We start from the raw sequence: 17,224 nt of genomic DNA on the forward strand, positions 1-17,224 counted from the left end.
CTGAGATCCGCCGCCTGCTGCACAACGCGGCAATGGCTGCGAGCAGGTCAGCGGCTTGGAAAGATATTTACGAGCATCATCGGAACAGCGGCAAAGCAACCACTCAAGCCCTGGTCATCCTGGCCCGGAAACTCGCACGTGTGGCATTCGCCCTGATGAAAAATCAGGACGAATACGTCACCAAGGGCGGCAAATTGGCTTGCTGAAAACCATAGAATCTCCCACAAGGTCGGCGGTGATCTGATGTGGGAGCCGGCTTGCCGGCGATGGGCTGCAAAGCAGCCCCAATGCCTGTCAGACGCGAGCCTTGAACAGCTCCTGGTGCTGCCTGCACTGCTCGCCAGTCAACATGAACACCCCATGTCCGCCCCGCTCGAACTCCAGCCAGGCAAAGTCCACTTCGGGGTACAGCGCCTCGACATGCACCTGGCTGTTGCCTACCTCGACGATCAGCAAACCCTTGTCGGTCAGGTGCTCGGCCGCCTCGGCCAGCATCCGCCGCACCAGGTCCAGGCCGTCATTGCCACAGGCCAGGCCCATCTCCGGCTCGTGGTGATACTCCGCTGGCATGTCGCCGAAGTCTTCGGCGTCGACATACGGCGGGTTGGACAGGATCAAGTCGAAACGCTGCCCCGGCAAACCGCCGAAGCCGTCGCCCTGCACCGTGTACACGCGCTCCTCGAGGCCGTGACGCTCGATATTCTGGTTGGCCACTTCGAGCGCGTCGAACGACAGGTCGGCCAGTACCACCTCGGCTTCAGGGAACACTTCCGCGGCCACGATACCGATGCAGCCGGAACCGGTGCACAAGTCGAGGATGCGCGCGGGCTCCACGGCCAGCCAGGGCTCGAAGCGTTTTTCGATCAGCTCGCCAATGGGCGAACGCGGTACCAGTACGCGCTCGTCGACGATGAACGACATGCCACAGAACCACGCCTCGCCCAGCAGGTAGGCGGTCGGTACGCGGTCTTCGATGCGGCGCTTGAGCAGATGCTGCAGCCGCACCCGCTCATCGTCCTCGAGCTGGCAGTCGAGGTAGCTGTCGGCAATCTCCCACGGCAGGTGCACGGCACCCAGCACCAGCAGGCGCGCTTCGTCCCAGGCATTGTCGGCACCGTGGCCGAAGAACAACTCGTGCTCATGGAAGCGGCTGACCGCCCAACGGATATGGTCGCGCAACGTGCGCAGACGAGATGTGATCACGGGGTACTCCTAATTCAGACCGTACAAAAGTCTAACAGCCCCACCCGCACATTTGTTGCCACGGATCGCCTGGCAACTCTCCACAGGCCAGCAACCACGCTGGTTGCGATGTCAACCATTCACATTGGCGCCAAGGCAAGGGAGAATAGGTATACAAAAGCCCTACCCAAGGAGCCCTTGATGTCCGTTCCAACCACGATGTTCCGCCTCACTGGCCGCGACTACCCGCCGGCCAAGCTGAGCCAAGCCAGCCTGATCGTCATCGATGCGCAGAAGGAGTACTTGAGCGGCCCTCTGCAACTGTCGGGCATGGACGAGGCCGTGGCCAACATCGCCAGGTTGCTCGACGCTGCCCGCAAGGCGGGCCGTCCGATCATCCACGTTCGCCACCTCGGTACCGTTGGCGGCCGCTTCGACCCGCAGGGCCCTGCTGGCCAGTTCATCCCGGGCCTGGAGCCGCGCGAAGGTGAAGTCGTCATCGAAAAACGCATGCCCAATGCCTTCAAGAACACCAAGCTGCACGAAACCCTGCAAGCGCTGGGGCACCTTGACCTGATCGTCTGCGGTTTCATGAGCCACTCCAGCGTCAGCACCACGGTACGCCGCGCCAAGGACTATGGTTATCGTTGCACCTTGGTGGAAGATGCCTCGGCCACCCGCGACCTGGCGTTGAAGGACCGGGTAATCCCTGCTGCGCAGATCCACCAGTGCGAAATGGCCGTGATGGCTGACAACTTCGCCTGCGTCGCCCCGACTGCCAGCCTGATCTGACCGCCCGGCAGCCAGGCGGAACCCGACAGTTGGCGCCCGGTCCAATTCCTGATGTCCAGAGAGGAAATCGGAATGAAGCTAAAAGGCAGTTTCGACGCCAAGCGCCTGCGCCAACGCGAACCGCGCAATTGGGGTGCTCGCCTGGCTGCCGGCCTGTCGGCATTGCTCGCCACCCTCGGCGTACTGCTGGCCATGGCCGGCATCGCCGGGCTGCTCGGCAACTACACGGCGCTGGCCGAGCTCAATGCCAATCGGCCGCTGGCCGGCATCGTCACGGTGGTTGGGCTGGTGCTGTTGTACTTCGGCGTGAGGTTCTGGCGGCGCAGCCGTATTCGCTTGCGTCGAGGACGGGAGTTGAACCTTTCGCCGCACCTGATGAAGAAGCACCATTGAAGCTTCTGTCGGGGCTTCTGGCCTCATCGCCGGCAAGCCGGCTCCCACAGGGACTCCACAGTGTTCAGGCTTTTGTGATGTACCTGTGGGAGCCGGCTTGCCGGCGATAGGGCCGCTACTGACGCCACCAGGATGATGGCGTAGACTACGCCGCCCAGGTGGAGGCAGCATGCAAGACGACGATTTTTCCCTGTTCAGCGCCGAAGTGCGCGGCGTCAAGCCGATCAAGCACGACCGCGCCGATATCGGCAAACCCAAGGCCGACCGCAAGCAGCTGGCCAGCCTGCGCCAGGCCGCGACCGTGCGCAGCGACCAGCCGCTGGTGATCGACGGTTTGTCCGACCAGTTCGTCATCGACGTGGGTGCCGAAGACGAGCTCATGTGGCGCCGCGACGGGGTACAGGAAAGCCAGATTCGCAAGCTCAAGCTCGGTCAGATCGCCTTCGAAGGCAGCCTCGACCTGCACGGCATGAGCGTGGAAAAGGCCCGCGAAACCCTGTGGGACTTCATCGCCGAAGCCACCAAGCTCGAAGTGCGCTGCGTGCGTGTCACCCACGGCAAGGCTGCGCGCCTGGACGGCAAGCGGCCGATGATCAAGAGCCACGTCAACACCTGGCTGCGCCAGCACCCGCAAGTGCTGGGCTTCACCTCCTGCCAGGCCCGCCACGGCGGCACCGGCGCGGTGTATGTAATGCTCAAGCGAACCATGATGGAAGGCCGCGACGAGTAACGCCACACTTGCAGCGTAGGCTTTGCCGCCGTACCCTTCGTTTTTGCGATTTTACCCACAGGTAGATACATGTCCCTGGAACAGAACTACACCGAGATCCTCAGCCAGATCGGCGAGGACGTCTCCCGTGAGGGCCTGCTCGACACGCCCAAGCGGGCTGCAAAGGCCATGAAATACCTTTGCCGCGGTTATGAGCAGACGCTGGAAGAGGTCACCAACGGCGCGCTGTTCACCTCCGACAACAGCGAGATGGTGCTGGTCCGGGACATCGAGCTGTATTCGATGTGCGAGCACCACATGCTGCCTTTCATCGGTAAGGCCCACGTGGCCTACCTGCCCAAGGGCAAGGTGCTGGGCCTGTCCAAGGTCGCGCGAATCGTCGACATGTACGCTCGCCGCCTGCAGATCCAGGAAAACCTCAGCCGCCAGATCGCCGAGGCTGTCCAGCAGGTGACCGGCGCCGCTGGCGTGGCAGTGGTGATCGAAGCCAAGCACATGTGCATGATGATGCGCGGCGTCGAAAAGCAGAACTCGACCATGCTCACCTCGGTGATGCTCGGCGAGTTCCGTGAAAATTCCGCTACCCGCAGCGAGTTCCTCAGCCTGATCAAGTGATCGGCGCGTGACCCGAGCCGACCCCGCGGGGTCGGCTTTTTCTTTTCAGGAGTTGCCCATGATCGTCAAAGCCTTGCGGGTCGGCCTCGGCCAGCTCATCGTGTTCGGCGACTGGATCAGCCGCCCGGCCAAGCGCAAGCGCGATGCCACGGCCCAGGCCCACGTCGAGCAGCAGGCCAAGGGCCTTGCGCTGTACCAGTTCCACGCTTGCCCGTTCTGCGTCAAGACCCGCCGCACCCTACATCGGCTGAACGTACCGGTGGCGCTGCGCGATGCCAGGAACGATGAAGTGCATCGCCAGGCGCTGCTGGAAGGTGGTGGCCGGGTGAAGGTGCCGTGCCTGCGTATCGAAGAAGCTGGCAAGGTGACCTGGATGTACGAGTCCAAGGCCATCATTGCCTACCTGGACAAACGGTTCGCCTGATCCGGCGATAGGGCCGATAAGGTCTCAGTCCACCATCGACACATGCCGCGGATGCCTGGCCACCCTCTCCAGCCAGGCCCGCACCGCCGGGTAGTCCGTCAGCTCGAACCCTCCCTGATGCGCCACATGGGTGTACGCATACAGCGCCACATCGGCAATCGAGTACTGCTCGCCCACCAGGTACGGCGTCATCTGCAACTGCCGCTCCATCACCCTCAGCGCCTTGTAGCCACCCTTGTGCAGCTTGCGGTACTCCTCCAACCGCTCGTCCGGCAAGCCCAGGTAGAACTGGATGAACCGCGCCACGGCAATGTATGGCTCATGGCTGTACTGCTCGAAGAACTGCCACTGCAGCACCTGGGTGCGCAAGCGCGGCTCGCTGGGCAGGAACTCGCTGCCGTCGGCCAGGAAGTTGAGGATGGCGTTGGACTCCCACAAGCAAGTGCCGTCCTCCAGTTGCAGCACCGGTACCTTGCCGTTGGGGTTCATGGCCAGGAATTCGGGGGTCTCGGTCTCGCCCTTGAGGATATCCACCGGGTGCCATTGATACGGTTTGTCCAGCAGGCTCAGCATCAGCTTGACCTTGTAGCAGTTGCCCGACTGGTAATCGCCATAGACCTTGTACATCGCCCGCTCCCTCCCATGCAGTTGCGCGTCAGGGCCCAATAGTTGGCGACTGTACGGCTAAAAGCAATGCTCGCTGTATGACAAGGATCAAGCGGGCCCGCGTTAGGCTGCAAAAAACGCTTACACATGGACAAGGACCCAACCCATGACCGATGCCACTTCCGCACGCCTGCGGCCCCTGGCAGACAGCTCCCCGTCGGCGGTGGTCGCCGGCTTCATCGCCATGCTCACCGGCTACACCAGCTCACTGGTGCTGATGTTCCAGGCGGGCCAGGCGGCAGGCCTGACCAGTGCGCAGATCTCTTCCTGGATCTGGGCCCTGTCGATCGGCATGGCGGTCTGCAGCATCGGCCTGTCGTTGCGCTACCGCACGCCCGTCACCGTGGCCTGGTCGACGCCCGGTGCAGCGCTGCTGATTACCAGTCTGGGCGGCGTCAGCTACGGCGAAGCCATCGGTGCCTATGTCACCTGCGCCGTGTTGGTGCTGATCTGTGGCCTGACCGGCAGCTTCGAGCGCCTGGTCAAGCGTATCCCGGCGTCCCTCGCATCGGCCTTGCTGGCCGGCATCCTGTTCAAGATCGGCAGCGAGATCTTCGTCGCCGCGCAGCACCGCACGCTGCTGGTACTGGGCATGTTCTTCAGCTACCTGCTGGTCAAGCGCCTGTCGCCGCGCTACTGCGTGCTGGCCGCGTTGCTGGTCGGCACGGCGCTGTCGGGCGCGCTTGGCCTGCTGGACTTCAGCGGCTTCAAACTGGAAGTGGCAACGCCGGTGTGGACCACGCCCAGCTTCTCGCTGGCCGCGACCATCAGCATCGGTATACCGCTGTTCGTGGTGGCCATGACCTCGCAGAACATGCCCGGGGTGGCCGTGCTGCGGGCCGATGGTTACCAGCTTCCGGCCTCGCCGCTGATTTCGGCCACCGGGTTTGCCTCGCTGCTGCTGGCGCCGTTCGGCGCGCACGGGGTCAATCTGGCAGCGATCAGCGCGGCCATCTGCACCGGGCCACACGCCCATGAAGACCCGAGCAAGCGCTACACCGCAGCGGTGTGGTGCGGGATTTTCTACGGCATAGCCGGGGTATTCGGCGCCACCCTGGCCGCACTGTTCGCCGCGTTGCCGAAGGAGCTGGTGCTGTCGATCGCGGCGCTGGCGCTGTTCGGATCGATCATGAACGGACTGACGGTGGCCATGGGTGAAGTGCGGGAGCGGGAGGCGGCGCTGATCACCTTCATGGTGACGGCGTCGGGGTTCACCCTGTTCTCGATCGGGTCGGCGTTCTGGGGGATAGTCGCGGGGGTGCTGACCCTGTTGATTCTCAGCCCGCGCAGGGTTTGACTGGTTGGGCCCTATCGCCGGCAAGCCGGCTCCCGCAGGTACACCGCAAGCCTGAGAACCGTGGTGACACTGTGGGAGCCGGTTTGCCGGCGATAGGGCCCACGAAGACAATCACAACCTGAAATGCCCCACCATCCCCTTCAGGTCGTTGCCCAACTGCGCCAGCTCGACACTGGACAGCGCATTGCCCTGCATCGCCAACGCCGCCTGATCGGCACTCCCACGAATCTGCGTGACACTGCGGCTGATCTCTTCAGCCACCGAACTCTGCTGCTCCGCTGCCGCGGCAATCTGCTGGTTCATCTGCTGGATCGATGACACCGCCAGGGCAATGCTGCCCAAGGCACTTTCGGTCTGCAGCGCGTCGGCCACCGCCAGGCGCACCAGCTCGGTGCTGCCGCGAATCTGCGCCACCGACTGCTGGGCATTGCCACGCAGGCTGGCGACCAGCCGCTCGATCTCCTCGGTCGATTGCCGTGTACGCCGGGCCAGGGCCCGCACCTCATCGGCCACCACCGCAAAACCTCGCCCCTGTTCGCCCGCCCGGGCCGCTTCGATGGCGGCGTTGAGCGCCAGCAGGTTGGTCTGTTCGGCCACGCTCTTGATCACTTCCAGCACACCGCCGATGGTGTGGATCTCGGCGCTCAGGCTATCGATGCCAGCACTGGCGGTTTCCGCCGCAGCGGCCAGTTGCTCGATGCGCTGCATGCTCTGGCGCACCACCTGCTGGCCGGAATCGACCTTGGCATCGGCGGCCTGCGCAGCCAACGCGGCTTCTTCGGCATTGCGCGCCACATCGTGCACGGTGGCCGTCATCTGCTGCATGGCGGTGGCCACCTGCTCGGTCTCATCCTTCTGGCTGCCCACTTCGCGGTTGGTCTGCTCGGTCACCGCCGACAGCGCCTGGGCGTTGCCCGCCAATTGCTCGATGCCTTGCTGCAGGCCCCTGACGATGCCCGACAAGCCGGTCGCCATGTGCTGCATGGCCCGCATCAACTGGCCCACTTCATCGTTGCGCGGGGCCTGCGGCTCATCGCCCAGTTCCCCGTCGGCAATGCGCCGGGCCCGGGCAATCACACGCTTGAGCGGGCCGACCAGCGCACGGGTGATCAGCCAGGCGGCCAGCACCCCCACCAGCAGCGCCAGGGCGGTCGCGGCAGCGATGGCCAGCGCATTGCGCGTCAACTCGGCCTGCATGGCCTGCTCTTGCCCGACATAGGCTTGATCCACCCGCCCGGTGACCTGCTCGGCACGCGCCTGCAATTGCGCCTTGAGGCCTTGTTCCTTGCCGAGCAGGTCGGTGTATTCGTCGAGCTTGCCGGTAAATCCGGCAATGTGTCCGGCCACCTCGCCCAGCACGCTCTGGTAACCGGCATCGGCCACCGTTGTCTTGAGCTGGTCGACCAGCGTTGCGGCTTCGACCGTCTGCTCTATGCGCCCTTGGCTGGCATCCCCCTCACCCTTGCGGCTTTGCTCCAGGCGCACCCGTGCCTGGTCCATGGCCTGCAGCATCAGCCGCGACACCTGCGCCACCTGCGCGGACTGCTCGAGAAATTCACTGCCTTGCTGACCCTGGGATTGCTTGAGGGTGTAGGCGCCGTCGTCAGCCAATCCGGCCTGCACCACGTCGAGGTTGTTGGCCACGCTGGACACCGACCAGCTGGCGGTATCCAGCACCAGCTCCTTGCCCTGCACCACTTCGACGTAGGCATCAAATGCCTGGCCATAGGCCGCCAGGTCTGACTCGACTGCCGCCAGAGCAGGCTGACTGCGGACGCGCTCGCTCAGGTTGCGCAGGCCGCTGCGCAAGGCTTCGGCCTCTTCGCTGTCGGAGCGCAGGGCGAAGGCCTGCTCGTGCTGACGCAGCCGCAACAGGTCGGTATTCAAACGGCCCAGCTCGCGCAGGCTGTCGAAACGCTGGCCGACACTGTGCAAGGCAGCGATACCGATGGCTGCCACCGCCAGGGTCAGCAGCAACACCAGGGCAAAGCCCAGGCCCATCTTGCGGGCCATGCCCAGGTTGGCCAGAACACCGTGCCTGCTCGCTGCCATCGCCGATCCCCCTTCGACTTGTCAGGTTGTGCCGAGGGCCAAGGGTGGCAACCTTGCCAGCCCGCGCACAAGCGCTCGGCGGCACAATAGTGTCAAATGGCTATGTGCGTGTCGCTTTCAGCGTGCTGAAGGTCGCCCTGCGTGCAGAAGGAAGGCTTGGGCGCATGCGTCCTGCCCATAAGCGACATTGATCCGCAGCCAGTCGCTGGGTGCGCCCTGGTAGATGAGGCCAATCCTGGCGAATACCTGCTCTGGCTCTATCGCCGGCAAGCCGGCTCCCACAGTTTTTTTCTCGCAGGCCCTCCCAGAGGTTCTCCCTCAGTTTCTTGCGCAGGTCTTGATCAGATGGCAGTCGCCCCGCCATCCACGGTCAGGCTATGGCCAGTGGTGAACGCCGCGCCATCGCTGCACAGGTACAGCACCGCGCTGGCGATTTCCTCGACCTTGCCGATGCGCCCCACCGGGTGCATGGCAGCGGCGAATTCGGCCTTGCGCGGGTCGGCCTCGTAGGCGCGGCGGAACATGTCGGTATCAATGACCGCCGGGCACACCGCATTCACCCGGATACCCTTCTTGGCATATTCGATGGCCGCCGACTTGGTCAGGCCGATCACCGCATGCTTGGACGCGCTGTAGATGCTCATCTTCGGCGCGGCACCCAGCCCGGCCACCGATGCGGTGTTGACGATCGCACCGCCGCCCTGGGCCAACAGCAGCGGCAGTTGGTACTTCATGCACAGCCATACGCCTTTGACGTTGACCCCCATGATGGCGTCGAACTCCGCTTCGCTGCCCTGGGCGAGGCGGCCCTGCTCGATCTCGATGCCGGCGTTGTTGTAGGCGTAGTCCAAGCGGCCATAGGCCTGGATGACCCGCTCATGCAGCTGGCGAACCTCGGCATCGCGGGTCACGTCACAAGCCACGAACAGCGCCTCGCCACCGGCCTCGCGCAACAGGGCCACCGTGGCCTCGCCGCCCACCGGATCGAGGTCGGCCACCACCACCTTCAGGCCCTCGCGGGCGAACGCCAGCGCCGTCGCCCGGCCGATACCCGCCGCGCCGCCGGTGACCAGGGCTACCTGGCCGGAAAAGGTCATGCTCATGGGTTGCTCCCGATCGTGAAAGGTCGGCCATGAGTCTAGTCAGCCCTCCGCCCGGCTGGGCAGCATCATCAGGGCAACGGTTGGGCTACCATGCTTACCAGTGATTTTGCCCACTGCCCTGCATCAGCAGACTAGATTCAACGCTTTCGCCTACCGCCCTCAAGGACCCGCCATGACCCAGAGCAACCGCCGCTTCCTGCTAGCCAAACGCCCGGTCGGTGCCGTGCGCCGCGACGACTTCAGCTTCGAGACCGTGCCCGCCGAAGCACCGGCCGAGGGGCAGGTACAGGTGCGCAACCTGTACCTGTCGCTGGACCCGGCCATGCGCGGCTGGATGAACGAAGGCAAGTCGTACATCCCGCCCGTGGCCCTGGGCCAGGTGATGCGCGCGCTCGGCGTGGGCGAAGTGGTTGCCTCCAGGCACCCTGACTACAAACCCGGCGACCACGTCAGCGGTGCGCTGGGCGTGCAGGACTACTTCACCGGCGAACCCCAGGGCCTGCACAACATCGACCCCAACCTCGCCCCCCTGCCCCGCTACCTGTCGGCGCTGGGCATGACCGGCATGACCGCCTACTTCGCCCTGCTCGACGTGGGCCAGCCCAAGGCCGGCGACACGGTGGTCATCTCGGGCGCGGCGGGTGCGGTCGGCAGCATCGTCGGCCAGATCGCCAGGCTCAAGGGTTGCCGTGTGGTCGGCATCGCCGGCGGCGCACAGAAATGCCAGTACCTCATGGACGAACTGGGCTTCGATGGCGTGATCGACTACAAGGCCGAGGACGTGCTGGCCGGCCTGAAGCGTGAATGCCCCAAGGGCGTCGACGTGTACTTCGACAACGTGGGCGGCGAGATCCTCGACGCGGTGCTCACCCGCATCAACTTCAAGGCCCGCATCGTCATCTGCGGCGCCATCAGCCAGTACAACAACAAGGAAGCGGTCAAGGGCCCGGCCAACTACCTGGCGCTGCTGGTGAACCGCGCGCGGATGGAAGGGTTCGTGGTGATGGACCACGCCAAGGACTATGGCAAGGCCGCGCAGGAGATTGCCGGGTGGCTGGCCAGCGGCAAGGTCAAGAGCAAAGAACATGTGGTGGACGGCCTGGAGACCTTCCCCGAGACGCTGCTCAAGCTGTTCAGCGGGGAGAACTTCGGCAAGTTGGTGCTGAAGGTCTGAATCCACTCGTTTGACTGTGGGAGCCGGCTTGCCGGCGATGAGGCCGGCCCATGCAAACACCATTCGGGCCCTATCGCCGGCAAGCCGGCTCCCACAGGGATCGCGCTATCCATGAGCTTTCCAGAATTCGTGGGCCTGCACGGCTCACCGAGATCTTGTAAGATCACCCATCGCCACTGAAACCAGTGACTGGGATTTGCAGAGAAAGAACATGATCAAGATCACCCCAACCATCGAGTGCTCCAACAGCGCACCCTTCGTCCTCTTCGGCGGCATCAACGTCCTCGAATCCGAAGACCTGGCCCTCAAGGCCTGTGAAGAGTACGTGCGCGTCACTCAGAAGCTGGGCATCCCCTATGTCTTCAAAGCCAGCTTCGACAAGGCCAACCGCTCCTCGATCCACTCCTACCGTGGCCCGGGCATGGAAGAAGGCCTGCGCATCTTCGAGAAGGTCAAAGCCGAGTTCGGCGTCCCGATCATCACCGACGTGCACGAGATCTACCAGTGCGCCCCGGTCGCCGAAGTCGTCGACGTCCTGCAACTGCCGGCCTTCCTGGCCCGCCAGACCGACCTGGTAGTGGCCCTGGCCAAGACCGGCAAGCCGGTCAACATCAAGAAGCCGCAGTTCCTCAGCCCTTCGCAGATGCAGAACATCGTGCAGAAGTTCAACGAAGCCGGTAACGACCAGCTGATCCTCTGCGACCGTGGCACCTGCATGGGCTACGACAACCTAGTCGTGGACATGCTCGGCTTCGGCGTGATGAAGAAGACCTGCAACAACCTGCCGATCATCTTCGACGTCACCCACGCCCTGCAGAACCGCGACCCGTCCGGCGCCGCCTCCGGTGGCCGCCGCGAGCAGGTCGTCGACCTGGCCCGTGCCGGCATGGCTGTAGGCCTGGCAGGCCTGTTCCTGGAAGCCCACCCGAACCCGGACCAGGCCAAGTGCGACGGCCCGAGCGCCCTGCCACTGGACAAGCTGGAGCCGTTCCTGGCGCAGATCAAGGCGCTGGATGACCTGGTCAAGTCGTTCCAGCCGCTGGTCATTACCTGAAACACGAAGCAAAAAAAAGGGGCTGCACATGCAGCCCCATTTTTTTGCTTCGCGAATCAGCCGCGAATCTCGGCCACCACCGCCGCCAGCGCCTGAGCCGGGTCTGCCGCCTGGCTGATCGGGCGGCCGATCACCAAGTAGTCGGAACCGGCATCCAGTGCCTGGCGTGGGGTAAGAATGCGGCGTTGGTCGTCCTGCGCACTCCCGGCCGGGCGAATGCCAGGCGTCACCAGCTGCAGCGACGGGTGCGCAGATTTGAGCGCCGGCGCTTCCAGGGCCGAGCACACCAGACCGTCCATGCCCGCCTTCTCGGCCAGCGCAGCCAGGCGCAGCACCTGCTCCTGCGGGTCGACATCCAGACCGATGCCGGCCAAGTCCTCACGCTCCATGCTGGTCAGCACGGTCACACCGATCAGCAGCGGCTGCGGGCCACTGCGCTTGGCCAGCTCTTCGCGGCAGGCCGACATCATGCGCAGGCCACCGGAGCAATGCACGTTGACCATCCATACGCCCATCTCCGCCGCCGCCTTGACCGCCATGGCCGTGGTGTTGGGAATGTCGTGGAACTTGAGGTCGAGGAACACTTCGAAGCCCTTGGCGCACAGGGTCTCGACAATGCCCGAAGCACTGCTGGTGAACAGCTCCTTGCCAACCTTCACCCGGCACAGGGCAGGGTCGAGCTGGTCGGCCAGCTTCAGGGCGGCGTCACGGGTGGGAAAATCCAGGGCGACGATCAGGGGCGTCTGGCAGGCGGACATGGTCAGGGTCTCTTGGCAAGTCGAAATCGGCGCGCATTGTAAACGAAGTGACGCAGGCTTTGGGGGCCGCGGGTCATCAGAATTGGCCCGGCCAGGCATGGCTCCTATAATTGAACCAATGGTCAAGGGAACCGATCAACCGCTATACAAGCGAAGCCCTCGACGCCACAGGAGAACGACAATGCCCTGGTATGCCTGGCTGATACTCATCATAGCCCTCGGCTCGATCGTCGGCGGGCTGATGATGCTGCGCGATACAGCGAAAAAACTGCCGCTGACCGAAGAGCAACTGCGCAAGGTGCATGAACGCAATGCCGAGGCGGATGCCAAGGATGCGCAGGACCGATAACCGAGATTGAAGCAACAACCCCTGCGGGAGCCGGCTCGCCGGCGATGAGGCCAGCACAGACAAGAAACCGGGTTGGCCCGATCGCCGGCAAGCCGGCTCCCACAAAGGGCATGCTGTTACACCACTACTCCACCATCAGCCTGTCGCGATTGCGCTCCAGCAGCGCGCTGCCTATTCCCCTGATTTCGAGCAGTTCGTCCACCGTGGCGAACGGCCCATTGGCCTCCCGATACGCCACGATCGCCTCGGCCTTGGCTTTGCCGATCCCGTTCAGCTCCTTCTGCAATGTCGATGCATCAGCGGCGTTCAAATTCAAGCGTTCCACCGGCGCCTGCGCCTGGCTGACCAGCGGTACTGGCTCGGTCGGCACCGTCGCAGCCCCCGGCGCCGCGCTGAGGGAAAACGACAAGCCGGCGAACAGAGGCAACAGCAGGTAATTGAGGACGGTATTGCGCATGAGGGTCACTCCTGTGAATTGAGGTTGCGGACAGCCAGTTTCCTTGGCTGCCCCTACAACCTAGCGGCACACAGGCAGTTGTTCCCAGCGGGCAATGGTTACCAAATCAGACGTCACAGCATGTTGCACACCCGCCAGCGAAACATCCTACGGCAGGCGTGCACACTACCTTCAACCTTGCAGGACAGGATCACGCAGCAGACGCAGCAGGTACTGGCCATAGCCGTTCTTGCGCATCGGCTCGGCCAGCGCTTGCAGCTGCTCCGCACCGATCCACTGCTGGCGGAAGGCCATTTCCTCCGGGCATGCGACCTTGAGGCCCTGCCGGCGCTCGAGGGTGGCTATGTAACCACTGGCCTCGAGCAGCGAATCATGGGTACCGGTATCGAGCCAGGCATAACCCCGGCCCATGACCTCGACCGACAAGTGCCCCCGTTCCATGTAGAGCCGGTTGATGTCGGTGATCTCCAGCTCGCCACGTGGCGATGGCTTGAGCCCCTTGGCCATCTCGATCACATCCTGGTCGTAGAAATACAGCCCGGTCACCGCATAGTTGGACTTCGGCTGCTGTGGCTTTTCCTCCAGGCTGACAGCCCTGCCTTGGCCATCGAACTCGACCACGCCATAGCGCTCGGGGTCGGTCACATGGTAGGCGAATACACTCGCCCCTTCGCTGCGCGCCATGGCACCGTCGAGCAACTTGTGGAAGTCGTGGCCGTAGTAGATGTTGTCGCCCAGCACCAGCGCCGACAGGTCGTTGCCGATGAAACCTTCGCCAATGATGAAGGCCTGGGCCAGGCCGTCCGGCGAAGGCTGCACCGCATAGCTGATGTTGATGCCCCACTGGTGGCCATCGCCCAGCAATTGCTCGAAGCGCGGTGTGTCCATCGGGGTGGAGATGATCAGAATGTCGCGGATACCCGCCAGCATCAGCGTGGTCAGCGGGTAGTAGATCATCGGTTTGTCGTACACCGGCAGCAGTTGCTTGGAAATCGCCAGTGTCGCCGGGTGCAGGCGCGTACCCGAGCCGCCCGCCAGAATGATGCCTTTGCGTGGTTTGATCGTGCTCATGTGTCGTGCTTCCCTGAACGGCCGCTGTAGTTCTTTTCTACCCATTCGCGATAACTGCCCGACTGCACGCCCTCGACCCAGGCGGCGTTGTCCAGGTACCACTGCACCGTTTTGCGAATACCGGTCTCGAACGTCTCGGCCGGCTTCCAGCCCAGCTCGCGCTCCAGCTTGCGGGCATCGATGGCATAGCGCCGGTCGTGGCCAGGGCGGTCGGCGACGTAGGAGATCTGCGCCGCATAGGGCTTGCCGTCAGCCCGCGGGCGCAGCTCGTCCAGCAGGGCGCAGACGCACCTGACGATCTCGAGGTTCGGCTTCTCGTTCCAGCCGCCAACGTTGTACACCTCGCCCACCGTGCCGGCTTCCAGCACCCGGCGAATGGCGCTGCAGTGGTCTTTGACGTACAGCCAGTCGCGAATCTGCTGACCATCGCCATACACTGGCAGCACCTTGCCGCCCAAGGCGTTGACGATCATCAACGGAATGAGTTTTTCCGGGAAATGCAGTGGCCCGTAGTTGTTCGAGCAGTTGGTGGTCAGCACGGGCAGACCGTAGGTGTGGTGGTAGGAGCGTACCAGGTGGTCACTCGCCGCTTTACTGGCAGAGTATGGGCTGTTGGGCTGATATTGATGCGTTTCAGTGAACGCCGGCTCACCAGCTTTGAGCGAGCCATAGACCTCGTCGGTAGAGACGTGCAGGAAGCGGAACGCAGCCCGATCAACCTCATCCAGGTCCTGCCAGTAACCGCGAATCGCTTCAAGCAGCTGGAAGGTACCCACCACGTTGGTTTCCACAAAAGCTTGCGGCGCGTGAATGGAGCGGTCGACATGCGACTCGGCTGCGAAGTTGAGCACTGCTCGCGGGCGGTGCTCCTCCAGCAGGCGCTTAATCAACGCACCGTCACCTATATCACCGTGCACGAAAAAATGCTGCGGGTTTCCCTCCAGGCTGGCCAGGCTTTGCAGGTTGCCGGCGTACGTCAGCTTGTCCAGGTTAATTAGGTTTTCGCCTGACTGGCTTACCCAATCCAGCACGAAATTCGCACCGATGAAGCCGGCGCCGCCGGTAACCAGTACTGTCATAGGGTTGAACGCTTCTCATGTGTGTGACTGAAAGTAGCTAGCGCAATTCTAGACGGGAATTTGCAGAAGTATAGCGGTAAGACGCCTTTTACGCTGTTGACACTTGTACTGTCATTGCCGGCAGTGCAAAATACTGACCATTTTCACGAAAACCATCCACTCACTGGGATCGCTCATGCCTTCCATGATTCGTTCTGTCGTTATTGCGGCCCTGTTTGCCCCCTTGCCTATCTGGGCACAATCCACGCAGCTTGCTGACCAAGTTATCACGCCTAGTGCGTTCCTAGGTGTTGAGCTGCAAGGGAATTTCATGGCCGAGGTGCCGGAGTGTGCAGCGGCAGAAAATTATCCAAGTGAACCTTGCCGGATTGCGACCACAAAACTTGGAACCTATGAGATCCGGGGTTTACCGTATTTGCCAATTCCGCAAAATTATAAGCTTTTCGCTACTGTTACGGATCAGACTGTAAGTCAATTGGTGTTGACTGGCAACGCCAGCAATCTGTATCTGGTCAAAGAAATGCTCACTGATAAGCTAGGGGAGCCAGCAACAAGTGCAAGCCATTGGGTAAAATTAAACTCTGGAGCATGTTACGAGACAGAGGCTTACAAGTGGATTACTCAAGGGGTGTCTGTAAACTTTGGACGGAACCTTAGTGATCTTGGGCGATACTCTATTACGTTTTCAAGTTCAATTATTGATACAAATCTTGGCCAAAACGGCATAACACCGCCATCAGAAAGCCCTACACTGTAACCACGACTCGACAATTACCAACAATGCAAGTACAGCATGAATCGTTCCTGGCTCCCTAGACGCTATCCAAACTCAGAAAATAGCGTTTTTCATAATCTACTGGATTCAGCTGCATAGCACTGCCATATTGAAGCTTAGAGTTATATTGCATCTAGATGCAATCGGGGATATCACTTCGGGCTTCTTCGCGCGCTGCGTAGATTTTTTGTAGGATTCGTTCCCGCTTTAAATGCTGGAAATATCTTTCGACCCCGGCATTGTCGTGGAAATTTCCACGCGACGCATCCTGCTGATTACATTGCCAATCTTAGCTACTAAACTGGGCGGATTGAATCGGTGGTTGCAACACTGGATTGTTGAACAGATGCTCATTCAGAGCTTCAGCGGGTGATTTCCAGCCAAGTGATTTTCGGGGCCTCGCGTTCAGTACCTGGGCTACAGCTTGGATCTGTTGAGCACTCCAGCGAGACATGTCGGTACCTTTGGGGAAGTATTGGCGCAGAAGACCATTCGTATTTTCGTTCGTACCGCGCTGCTATGGGTTATGGGGGTCAGCGAAGAAGACCTTTACCGTGCTCCGGGCCTGACGGGACAACCTGATTCGGGCCTGCTTTGAGTAGGTTGGGATGACGGTAGAAGCGATGAAAACTTTGCGTTGTCTTGTGATATGCCCGCTTGGGCAGCACCAGCAAGCGACGCTCTCCCAAGACTTGAAACAACCGGTCTCGCCCGACTTGGACACGCCTGTCAGGCTGGCGATGCAGCAGATAATGAAGCTTTCGCGTCCCCAAGCGGGGCTGGCGCATCCGGACTTGCTGAACAAACTCGTCAACCCGATCTGCCTGATATGCTTTGCTATCGGCAGCTCGATTACGCTTGTAGTAAGCCTGTCGGCTGATGCCTAGAAACTGACAAGCCCTGGCAATGCTCAGTCCTTCGACTTGACCTTGCGAGAGGACTTGCCGGATCGCTTTTTTATGACCGATACACCGTAATAATTCTTCAGGACATCAACTACCGTCTCAAAAAACTGAGCCTTTTGGCTCATCAGCTCAAGCTGCTGCTCAAGCTCCTTGATTCGCTGCTCTCGCCAATAGCCGTCGCGCAGACAGTCTATGCCTCGACAAACTCTAATACAGGTAAGGCGTCCTTTATCGGTTGCGCTACACAGTACGAGATTTGATGACATGCTATTTACCCAGATTGATGCAAACGGAAAAATCATAAGCGTATTCCCAAGCGAACAAAACCCAGATGTATGGCCTGGCATC

18 protein-coding genes and 5 pseudogenes are annotated in these 17,224 nt (G+C 61.9%); 11 read left to right on the forward strand and 12 right to left on the reverse strand.

The features are described from left to right. A pseudogene (locus PPL01S_RS25360) lies at positions 1–206 on the forward strand (IS110 family transposase); the annotation flags it as partial. A gap of 88 nt (positions 207–294) precedes the next feature. On the opposite strand, the gene prmB reads toward PPL01S_RS25360, so the two are convergent. Continuing rightward, positions 295–1,203 carry a 50S ribosomal protein L3 N(5)-glutamine methyltransferase gene (gene prmB / locus PPL01S_RS21750; RefSeq protein ID WP_016391968.1) on the reverse strand — a complete coding sequence of 303 codons (909 nt, stop codon included), beginning with the start codon at positions 1,201–1,203 and terminating at the stop codon, positions 295–297. Positions 1,204–1,383: 180 nt separating this feature from the next. Between prmB and PPL01S_RS21755 the strand changes: the two genes are divergently transcribed. From PPL01S_RS21755 to PPL01S_RS21775, 5 genes are all read left to right on the forward strand, one after another. After that, positions 1,384–1,974 carry a cysteine hydrolase family protein gene (locus tag PPL01S_RS21755; RefSeq protein ID WP_016391969.1) on the forward strand — a complete coding sequence of 197 codons (591 nt, stop codon included), beginning with the start codon at positions 1,384–1,386 and terminating at the stop codon, positions 1,972–1,974. A 72-nt stretch (positions 1,975–2,046) separates the two neighbouring features. Continuing rightward, positions 2,047–2,367 carry a hypothetical protein gene (locus PPL01S_RS21760; RefSeq protein ID WP_028626142.1) on the forward strand — a complete coding sequence of 107 codons (321 nt, stop codon included), beginning with the start codon at positions 2,047–2,049 and terminating at the stop codon, positions 2,365–2,367. A 169-nt stretch (positions 2,368–2,536) separates the two neighbouring features. Then, complete coding sequence (locus PPL01S_RS21765; protein ID WP_016391971.1) at positions 2,537–3,097, forward strand: Smr/MutS family protein; 561 nt, start codon at positions 2,537–2,539, stop codon at positions 3,095–3,097. Between the two features lie 69 nt (positions 3,098–3,166). Then, the gene (folE, locus tag PPL01S_RS21770; protein WP_016391972.1) at positions 3,167–3,712 is read left to right on the forward strand and encodes a GTP cyclohydrolase I FolE; all 546 of its coding nucleotides are present in this window, start codon (positions 3,167–3,169) and stop codon (positions 3,710–3,712) included. Positions 3,713–3,770: 58 nt separating this feature from the next. Beyond that, positions 3,771–4,136, forward strand: a complete 366-nt coding sequence (locus PPL01S_RS21775; protein WP_016391973.1) for a glutaredoxin family protein — start codon at positions 3,771–3,773, stop codon at positions 4,134–4,136. A 24-nt stretch (positions 4,137–4,160) separates the two neighbouring features. On the opposite strand, the gene PPL01S_RS21780 is transcribed toward PPL01S_RS21775, so the two are convergent. Continuing rightward, positions 4,161–4,763, reverse strand: coding sequence for a glutathione S-transferase family protein (locus tag PPL01S_RS21780; RefSeq protein ID WP_016391974.1), 603 nt, complete (start codon positions 4,761–4,763; stop codon positions 4,161–4,163). A 145-nt stretch (positions 4,764–4,908) separates the two neighbouring features. Here PPL01S_RS21780 and PPL01S_RS21785 point away from each other — a divergent pair, with 145 nt between their 5' ends. Continuing rightward, entirely contained in the window at positions 4,909–6,099 is a 1,191-nt protein-coding gene (locus PPL01S_RS21785; RefSeq protein ID WP_028626143.1) for a benzoate/H(+) symporter BenE family transporter, read from the forward strand. A 111-nt stretch (positions 6,100–6,210) separates the two neighbouring features. Here the strand turns inward: PPL01S_RS21785 and PPL01S_RS26110 are convergent, their stop codons facing one another. The 3 genes and pseudogenes from PPL01S_RS26110 to PPL01S_RS21795 form a co-directional block, all read right to left on the reverse strand. Beyond that, positions 6,211–7,092 (reverse strand): methyl-accepting chemotaxis protein, encoded by an 882-nt coding sequence (locus PPL01S_RS26110; RefSeq protein WP_415639472.1) that lies wholly within the window; start codon positions 7,090–7,092, stop codon positions 6,211–6,213. After that, positions 7,072–8,151: pseudogene (locus tag PPL01S_RS26115) on the reverse strand (HAMP domain-containing protein); the annotation flags it as partial. The gene PPL01S_RS26110 and the pseudogene PPL01S_RS26115, both read right to left, overlap by 21 nt. Before the next feature lie 341 nt (positions 8,152–8,492). After that, positions 8,493–9,254: an SDR family oxidoreductase gene (locus PPL01S_RS21795; RefSeq protein WP_016391976.1), complete on the reverse strand. Its 762-nt coding sequence runs from the start codon at positions 9,252–9,254 to the stop codon at positions 8,493–8,495. Positions 9,255–9,426: 172 nt separating this feature from the next. Between PPL01S_RS21795 and PPL01S_RS21800 the strand changes: the two genes are divergently transcribed. Together PPL01S_RS21800 and kdsA are read left to right on the forward strand one after the other, a co-directional pair. Further along, positions 9,427–10,428: an NADP-dependent oxidoreductase gene (locus tag PPL01S_RS21800; RefSeq protein WP_016391977.1), complete on the forward strand. Its 1,002-nt coding sequence runs from the start codon at positions 9,427–9,429 to the stop codon at positions 10,426–10,428. 211 nt (positions 10,429–10,639) lie between these two features. Then, on the forward strand, positions 10,640–11,482 hold the full coding sequence (gene kdsA, locus PPL01S_RS21805) for a 3-deoxy-8-phosphooctulonate synthase (protein WP_016391978.1): 843 nt from the start codon (positions 10,640–10,642) through the stop codon (positions 11,480–11,482). 56 nt (positions 11,483–11,538) lie between these two features. On the opposite strand, the gene pyrF is transcribed toward kdsA, so the two are convergent. Then, a complete protein-coding gene (gene pyrF / locus PPL01S_RS21810; protein WP_016391979.1) occupies positions 11,539–12,240 on the reverse strand; it encodes an orotidine-5'-phosphate decarboxylase in 702 nt (233 codons plus the stop codon). A 181-nt stretch (positions 12,241–12,421) separates the two neighbouring features. Between pyrF and PPL01S_RS24860 the strand changes: the two genes are divergently transcribed. Further along, a complete protein-coding gene (locus tag PPL01S_RS24860) occupies positions 12,422–12,589 on the forward strand; it encodes a DUF2897 family protein (RefSeq protein ID WP_003252762.1) in 168 nt (55 codons plus the stop codon). A gap of 124 nt (positions 12,590–12,713) precedes the next feature. Here PPL01S_RS24860 and PPL01S_RS21815 read toward each other — a convergent pair whose 3' ends face one another. From PPL01S_RS21815 to rfbB, 3 genes are all read right to left on the reverse strand, one after another. Beyond that, on the reverse strand, positions 12,714–13,046 hold the full coding sequence (locus PPL01S_RS21815; protein WP_016391980.1) for a ComEA family DNA-binding protein: 333 nt from the start codon (positions 13,044–13,046) through the stop codon (positions 12,714–12,716). 171 nt (positions 13,047–13,217) lie between these two features. Beyond that, positions 13,218–14,117 (reverse strand): glucose-1-phosphate thymidylyltransferase RfbA, encoded by a 900-nt coding sequence (gene rfbA / locus PPL01S_RS21820; protein WP_016391981.1) that lies wholly within the window; start codon positions 14,115–14,117, stop codon positions 13,218–13,220. Next, complete coding sequence (gene rfbB, locus PPL01S_RS21825) at positions 14,114–15,196, reverse strand: dTDP-glucose 4,6-dehydratase (RefSeq protein ID WP_016391982.1); 1,083 nt, start codon at positions 15,194–15,196, stop codon at positions 14,114–14,116. The genes rfbA and rfbB overlap by 4 nt, the downstream gene beginning before the upstream one ends. A 175-nt stretch (positions 15,197–15,371) precedes the next feature. Between rfbB and PPL01S_RS25275 the strand changes: the two genes are divergently transcribed. Further along, the gene (locus PPL01S_RS25275; RefSeq protein ID WP_144062855.1) at positions 15,372–15,953 is read left to right on the forward strand and encodes a hypothetical protein; all 582 of its coding nucleotides are present in this window, start codon (positions 15,372–15,374) and stop codon (positions 15,951–15,953) included. Positions 15,954–16,008: 55 nt separating this feature from the next. On the opposite strand, the pseudogene PPL01S_RS25830 reads toward PPL01S_RS25275, so the two are convergent. From PPL01S_RS25830 to PPL01S_RS24870, 3 pseudogenes are all read right to left on the reverse strand, one after another. Continuing rightward, positions 16,009–16,262: pseudogene (locus PPL01S_RS25830) on the reverse strand (IS3 family transposase); the annotation flags it as partial. Beyond that, positions 16,261–16,530: pseudogene (locus tag PPL01S_RS24865) on the reverse strand (IS30 family transposase); the annotation flags it as partial. The pseudogenes PPL01S_RS25830 and PPL01S_RS24865, both read right to left, overlap by 2 nt. Next, a pseudogene (locus tag PPL01S_RS24870) lies at positions 16,526–17,040 on the reverse strand (transposase family protein); the annotation flags it as partial. The pseudogenes PPL01S_RS24865 and PPL01S_RS24870, both read right to left, overlap by 5 nt. Between the last annotated feature and the right edge of the window lie 184 nt (positions 17,041–17,224).

The sequence above is a fragment of the Pseudomonas plecoglossicida NBRC 103162 = DSM 15088 genome, from assembly GCF_000730665.1.
GTDB classification, from domain to species: Bacteria; Pseudomonadota; Gammaproteobacteria; order Pseudomonadales; family Pseudomonadaceae; genus Aquipseudomonas; species Aquipseudomonas plecoglossicida.